This window comes from Nostoc sp. UHCC 0251 (genome assembly GCF_034932245.1).
Lineage (GTDB): Bacteria > Cyanobacteriota > Cyanobacteriia > Cyanobacteriales > Nostocaceae > Nostoc.
The window spans coordinates 1-6,496 of record NZ_JAYGHD010000176.1 but is presented as its reverse complement, the minus strand read 5'-3'; the positions used below and the strand labels follow the sequence as shown (position 1 = coordinate 6,496).

The 6,496-nt window shown below is 40.9% G+C and carries 4 protein-coding genes and 2 pseudogenes; 2 read left to right on the top strand and 4 right to left on the bottom strand.

The features are described from left to right. Positions 1-302 precede the first annotated feature (302 nt). Complete coding sequence (locus VB740_RS16615) at positions 303-689, bottom strand: hypothetical protein (RefSeq protein WP_323201070.1); 387 nt, start codon at positions 687-689, stop codon at positions 303-305. Positions 690-1,124: 435 nt separating this feature from the next. Next, positions 1,125-1,988, bottom strand: a complete 864-nt coding sequence (locus tag VB740_RS16610) for an IS982 family transposase (protein WP_323201069.1) — start codon at positions 1,986-1,988, stop codon at positions 1,125-1,127. Positions 1,989-2,980: 992 nt separating this feature from the next. On the opposite strand from VB740_RS16610, the gene pabB reads away from it, so the two are divergent. Then, entirely contained in the window at positions 2,981-5,146 is a 2,166-nt protein-coding gene (pabB, locus tag VB740_RS16605; RefSeq protein WP_323201068.1) for an aminodeoxychorismate synthase component I, read from the top strand. Here pabB and VB740_RS16600 read toward each other — a convergent pair. Both VB740_RS16600 and VB740_RS16595 read right to left on the bottom strand, forming a co-directional pair. Further along, positions 5,127-5,249 carry a hypothetical protein gene (locus tag VB740_RS16600; RefSeq protein WP_323201067.1) on the bottom strand — a complete coding sequence of 41 codons (123 nt, stop codon included), beginning with the start codon at positions 5,247-5,249 and terminating at the stop codon, positions 5,127-5,129. The genes pabB and VB740_RS16600 overlap by 20 nt on opposite strands. Positions 5,250-5,552: 303 nt before the next feature. Then, a pseudogene (locus tag VB740_RS16595) lies at positions 5,553-5,819 on the bottom strand (IS4 family transposase); the annotation flags it as partial. A 74-nt stretch (positions 5,820-5,893) separates the two neighbouring features. Between VB740_RS16595 and VB740_RS16590 the strand changes: the two are divergent. After that, positions 5,894-6,451, top strand: a pseudogene (locus tag VB740_RS16590) (ISKra4 family transposase); the annotation flags it as partial. Between the last annotated feature and the right edge of the window lie 45 nt (positions 6,452-6,496).

Below are 6,496 nucleotides of genomic sequence, written 5' to 3'. Positions count from 1 at the left end.
GGGTTTTCGGAGTATCAGAATTATGTTTCTTCCAAAAGTGGATGCTCCCGAATTAAAGTTAACGTAATTTCCAAAAAGTTAAAAGCGCCAAAATAATCGATATCAATATCAATTCTGCTCACTGCATTTAAGAACTATCTTTGTGCAGACATTTGTCTTGCATATTTATGGGGAGAGAGAGGTTGCCGACGGCAACCTCTCTCTCCCCATAAAATGATTATCATTTTTATTGACTGTATATTTTATTCTCTGGAAGTCCCTAATCAATCTATTTAAACAAAGGACTAGAGAACAATCGCTTTTTAGGCAATGTTACCAGAATCGTAGAGTTGAATGTTACAGCTACTACCTGATGAAAATTGAAAATCGTATTTTTTACCTGCTGTTAGGGTGTAAGCTTGATTTTGAATACCTACCTGGCAGAAACTCTTATCGTAATCAATTCTACCTTGATCTTCTCTTGCGAAAAAGGTTTGAGACGCCCCTGGATTAAGTCGATAATCTCTCGTTAATTCGCCATAGTTTAAGTCCAAGTAAATAGGTGCATTAGTACTATTGGACAGCATAATCGGAGATTCTTGTGATACTAAAAATGTTGTTGCTTGACCACCACTAATTGTTTCAGCATTAGTCTCTTTTATTTCTTCAAACAAATCGGTATTTAGTTGGAGGTGTTTATTAATTAACATCTTTCTTGTCTCCTATTTTTTGCTGTGAATGATGTTCATGTAACAAAACCTGAGTTCGGGTTAAGCCCAAAGCTGTAACCCTTGTGGAATCTTGCTTTTCTCATTTACTGAATCATCTTGAATTTGCAATAAGGTTAGTTGTTGAGGATATTTTCAACTACTGTGCTTATTGACTTTAGGCTTGGAGGTTTTGCATCAGAAAGCAACGACAAATCAAAACTTTTGAGCATTTCTTGTCCCGAACTCACGTTAACAAACGTTTAGAAGTAGGGCGTGTCTGCAAACTACAGAATCAATAATTCTGAGTTTCTAGATCTCACTTGTAATTATGCCTTTCTTTTTACGCAAGATGTCCGGTTTTCGTAAAAATGTTTACAAAATTGATTTTACAGACAGACAGGGTAAGCGCATCTTAATTTACGTGAGTTCGACGAACTAAAAAATGGCAGGAGGCAGTGCAGGCAAATCTTTTGGATAAATGTCAATCGACGGTTTATTAGGAAAATAGGCGTAAGCAGCCAAACCAGCCATCAGATTGACCAAAAAGTTAAACATACTGCGATGTCGAGAGTGCTCAATTTGACACATATTTTTGAGATGGTCGTTAACAGACTCAATTAATGCCCGTTTGCGTAAAAGAATTTTATCAATCAGTTTTACCAAACGGTTGTTCATCTTCTTTTTAGATTTAGTAACTAACTGTAACCCTCGTTGATATAGTTCCTCAAAAAGTTTTTGTGATATATATCCCCTGTCACCAAATAGTTTACCAATCAAGTCCTTAGTCATGTCTGGGACTGGTTGACGGTCATCAACATTTGCAAGAGTCAGTTTGAATGCCAATAATTCTCCACAGTCGTTAATAATTAAATGAAGTTTAAAACCGAAGTGCCACCCCACCGAATTATTACCCCATTTAACTAATCCTTTAAACACTTTATGGGCATGAGAGCGACAATTGTGGCAAACATCTATTGGGGTCGAATCGATAAAACTAATCCCTGTAACCTCTCCCGTGCGTGTATGTAAGAAACAACACAATAACATTAAACACCAAGGCATCAGTTCCACAAACCTTGTGTAGCTGACCAAGTTGGGAAACGCCTCACGCCAGCTTTGTAGCACGTGCAACGTGTAAAACTCCTTGAAAGTCTTATAACCACTACCATGAAACGCAATTACTATTGTCATCACTTCTGATAAATGCATCTTCGAGCGACTACGACGCTCTCCCTTTGTAGATGGTAACTGTGGTACTTGTTGCCACAAGTTCTCCCAGTGGTTGCAAAAATCATCCACGTCCCAGAAAATTTGTGTGATGTCGAGGCGAGATACAATCAGTAGATCAAAAACTTTTGTAAGTTGACGAAATAATCAGAGTTTCAGCCGGCGCTTTGGGGCTGATGATCGCGATCGCTTGCACCGCACTCTTAACCAACCAACAACGCCCATTCCTTAAAAAGCAGACTCTAACAGGATTGCGGCAAATTGTGTTTCTAAACTCAAATGAACGGCTGGTAAGGATTCTGGAAAACTTTTCGATCTACTGACAATGGTAGACATAGCCGAGACCTGATTTTTATTTGATATTTTTAGTCTCGGCGTTTTTTTGTGACTTTTTTCTCCATTCTCAATCAATCTTAGCGATGCCTGCGGCGGGCGTAGCCATCGCTCTTTACCCGGATTTCTCACACTTTATATCTAGCAAGCTTTTTGGCTTTTTATAACCGTCGAACTCACGTTAATTTAGGTGAGTCAGAGCAATCTTGGCTGCGGGTGTGGGGATATGCTGGTTAAGCAAAGAGCTAGCTAGTCAGCCTGACACCATAGTGTTTCGACTCCCTTCCCTACGGGACGCTACGCGTAGCTTGCTTCCACAAAGTGGTACGACTACGCTCAGGGCAAGCTGCTCAACAACCGGGCAGAAGAAACAAAACAGATCGCACAGCGTGTCGTAGACAAGGGGATTCTTACCTCTCCTGTTTTGGCAGCCCTGAACTCTCGTTCAGTGGGATCTTAAGCAAAGAAAATTAAGACGTTGGTCACAAATGTCTTGATGTTCTCTATGGATAAGGTAATGTTGGTAAGTTTGTAAAACAAGATAGGCAACAATCAGTGTAACAGTGTAACTCAAAGAGGCTTATTGCCTATTGCCTTCCTACACAAATAATTTCTCCAAATCAAATCGGATCGCTATAGTCGCCCAGTGAGTAATAAATTAGACTTTTTAAACAACCCTTAAGATTCAAAATTTAAAATCTTGTTCTCTATATTTTACTAATAATTACCACATGAAAACACTAATTATCGACAACTATGACTCGTATACCTTTAATCTTTATCAATTAATTGCAGAAGTCAATGGAGAGTATCCCACTGTAATTTGCAACGATCAATTTGCATGGGAAGAAGTGCAGCAGTGGGAATTTGACAACATTGTAATTTCACCAGGGCCTGGTCGCCCTGAAAATCCCAAAGATTTTGGCATTTGCTATCAAGCAATTCAAAATACCCAAGTACCCCTTCTCGGTGTTTGTCTGGGACATCAGGGGCTTGGTCATGTGTTTGGAGGAAAAGTTATTCATGCCCCAGAGGTACGGCATGGTCGGCTTAGTCAGGTTTATCATACTGGAACTGATTTGTTTGCCGGAATCCCTTCACCTTGTTCTGTGGTGCGCTACCATTCCTTGCTAGTTGCAGATGACCTACCGAACTGTTTAGAAAAAGTGGCGTGGACAGAAGACAATCTAATCATGGGAATACGCCATCAGTCTCTACCACTATGGGGCGTGCAGTTCCATCCAGAGTCAATTTGCACTCAGTATGGACATACCTTATTTGAGAATTTTAAAGAGATTACTCTTAAATTTGTTCAAGAGCGCGGTAAAGGTTCCACAAAGCAGTATTGGACAAGAAACAGCCAGACTGCTCCTTTATCGATCAGTTCTTCTTGCCAAACACAGCAGCAGAAATTTGAACTTTGTACGCACAAGCTGAATATATGTCCTGATACCGAGCAGATGTTTGTGCATTTGTTTGGCAAATCACCGAATGCTTTCTGGTTAGACAGCAGCCGTGTTGAACCCGGTCTTGCTCGCTTTTCCTTCATGGGAGATAGCAGCGGGGAAAATAGTCTGCTGATTCGTTATCAGACCCTATCCCAAGAACTCACAGTCACAAATTCTAATACCATCACCCGTAGGATAGAGGGGATTTTTGAGTATCTCAAGCGGGAACTGGAACAACGCCGCTGTGCATCTGACGATCTCCCCTTTGATTTTAACTGCGGCTTTGTGGGTTACTTTGGCTATGAATTAAAAGCAGAATGTGGTTCTCAATTAAACCACACCTCTAGCTTACCCGATGCCATGTTTCTCTTGGCTGATCGGATGATTGCAATTGACCACGAGGAGCAAACCCTTTATTTACTGTGCTTAATTCAGGCGGGACAAAAAGCCTCAGCCGAAGCCTGGTTTAAATTAATTAGACAGGAGATTGACCACCTCCCCCCCCTGTCACCTGTGCTTCCTGAGAAGAAAGAGACATCTGTAATCTTCCGATTAAGCCGATCGCAAAGGACTTATTTTCATGACATTGAGAAATGTTTACAAGAAATTCACGAAGGAGAAACCTATCAAGTTTGTTTGACAAACCAAATTTACACAGATGCGACCCCTGAGCCACTAGTATTTTATCGTTCATTACGCCACATCAATCCTGCTCCGTACTCTGCATTTTTACGCTTTGGCGATGTAGCGATCGCCTCTTCATCCCCAGAGCGATTTCTACGCATTGATCGCCAAGGTTGGGTAGAAACAAAGCCGATCAAAGGAACATTGCCACGAGGAAAGACACCCGACGAAGATTTTATCCTGCGTGAACGATTGCAAAACAGCGAAAAAGACCGGGCTGAAAATCTAATGATTGTGGATTTGCTTCGTAATGATTTGGGACGGGTTTGTGCAGTTGGTACTGTCCATGTTCCTAAATTAATGGATGTGGAAACCTATGCCACAGTACATCAACTGGTGACGACGATTCGCGGTCAATTACGCGTCGGTATGAGTGCCATAGACTGCATTTGCAATGCTTTCCCCGGTGGTTCCATGACAGGCGCTCCCAAACTAAGAACTATGGAAATTATTGATCGATTAGAGCAAGAAGCGCGGGGAGTGTATTCAGGAGCGATCGGCTTTTTGGGATTGAATGGATCAGCTGATTTGAATATTGTCATTCGTACCGCTGTACTGACCACCGAGCAAACCTCTATTGGCGTTGGCGGTGGTATTGTAGCACTGTCTGACCCCCAAATGGAATTTCAAGAAACAATGCTGAAAGCCAAAGCATTAATTCACGCCATGTTGATGGCAACTCAAGGAGAATTTGATCCTAACCAATATTACATCCAGGGAACAGAAGCAGAGGTTGTTGATAGCTTTAAAAAAGTGTGGACATAGCCGCATAAAGGCGTTGCTGAATCAAAGTATGAATCGTGCGATCGCCTGTGGCTTTGATGTTAAAGCTGCGGGCGATCGCTTCGTGCTTTGTTAATTCAACCATAAGGCTGAATATCTCCTCACAATTCAGATAGGATTGCTATCCAAACGCACTTTATGAAGTTTTATTGCTTTAAAAAATAATGGCTATAACCTAATGCTGGCAAAAGTTACAGATGTTTTTTGGGTAAACAACAGTTTTTACATGGGGACAAGTGCATAAATAAAAAAACACCATCCCATTAACTCTGATGAAAGGGTTCAAAACCAAAGAGGTAAAGCAAGCGAACTAAATTTAATGTCATTAATCACATTGCCAAGGCTTAGTTCAGGCTTTGATTAAAGTCTGACGGGGCGACAAAGATGGCTAGGATACAGATAAAATGAGTCTCATAGCCCTCTGTCCCTGTTGATAATACTTGCGCTTGTTAGAATTTAATCTCAATAATAGCTCGACTAATTCCTTACAATTGTCTACAAAATTAATCCAAGTTTGCCCATATAAACCAATATAAAAACTACTATGCCGTCTTTCGGTACGCCCATATTCTTTAATACGACCTACGTATTTCTGTACGCCTTTACGTTTAATTTATTGCCCTTGTATTGTGGCAGAAGTGTAAGCAATTGATAGGGAGCATCCACTTTTGGAAGATTTATCATTTATGGGAAAATATAAAGGGAAATAACCCTGTGCGATCGCTGACAATGAACCAAGAGAAACAAGAACGGATCAAAGCCTGCTTAAAAGAATTGTCAATACTACTGTATGAAGAAGCAGACAAAAGTAAGCTGACAGACCTTGAAGGCATAGAAAAAACGGTTCGTAGTCAAGTATTAGAACTAGTCAGCCCAGAAATAGCCCTTTTTTTATTGAACAAAAAACAGGAACAAAAGTAGGTAAAACCAGGAAAATAAAAAGCCTAGTAGGGGAATTGACTCTTAAAGCTAAACAGATACAGAGACTGGGTTTGAAGCCAAGGAGGCAGATTTTGTCCATTGCTTCAAAAGTGCTGTTTGAGGCTATCAGCGAGTGTTTCATACCAAAAAGCAGAGATCGAGATTGAGGCATTGACAGGAGTAAAAGTGGGTCACTCAACGCAACAACAACTAGTGCTGTCACAAGATTTTCAATTACCACTTGCTAAACAATCAGTTTCAGAAGTTAGCGTAGATGGAGGAAAAGTCAGACTTAGGGGTAAACCGAAAGCAGGCTGTCACTGGCGAGACTATAAAACCGTTCGTCTGCAAGGGACCTCAGAGGGTGACAACCTACCTATAAAGGTTGTTGCATAAGGGATAGGGCATAGA

What these genes read in the sequence shown, in the direction of transcription:
- VB740_RS16615 (WP_323201070.1), bottom strand. Translation starts at nt 689, where the DNA reads ATGTTAATTAATAAACACCTCCAACTAAATACCGATTTGTTTGAAGAA.
- VB740_RS16600 (WP_323201067.1), bottom strand. Translation starts at nt 5,249, where the DNA reads ATGGTTGAATTAACAAAGCACGAAGCGATCGCCCGCAGCTTTAACATC.
- pabB (WP_323201068.1), top strand. Translation starts at nt 2,981, where the DNA reads ATGAAAACACTAATTATCGACAACTATGACTCGTATACCTTTAATCTT.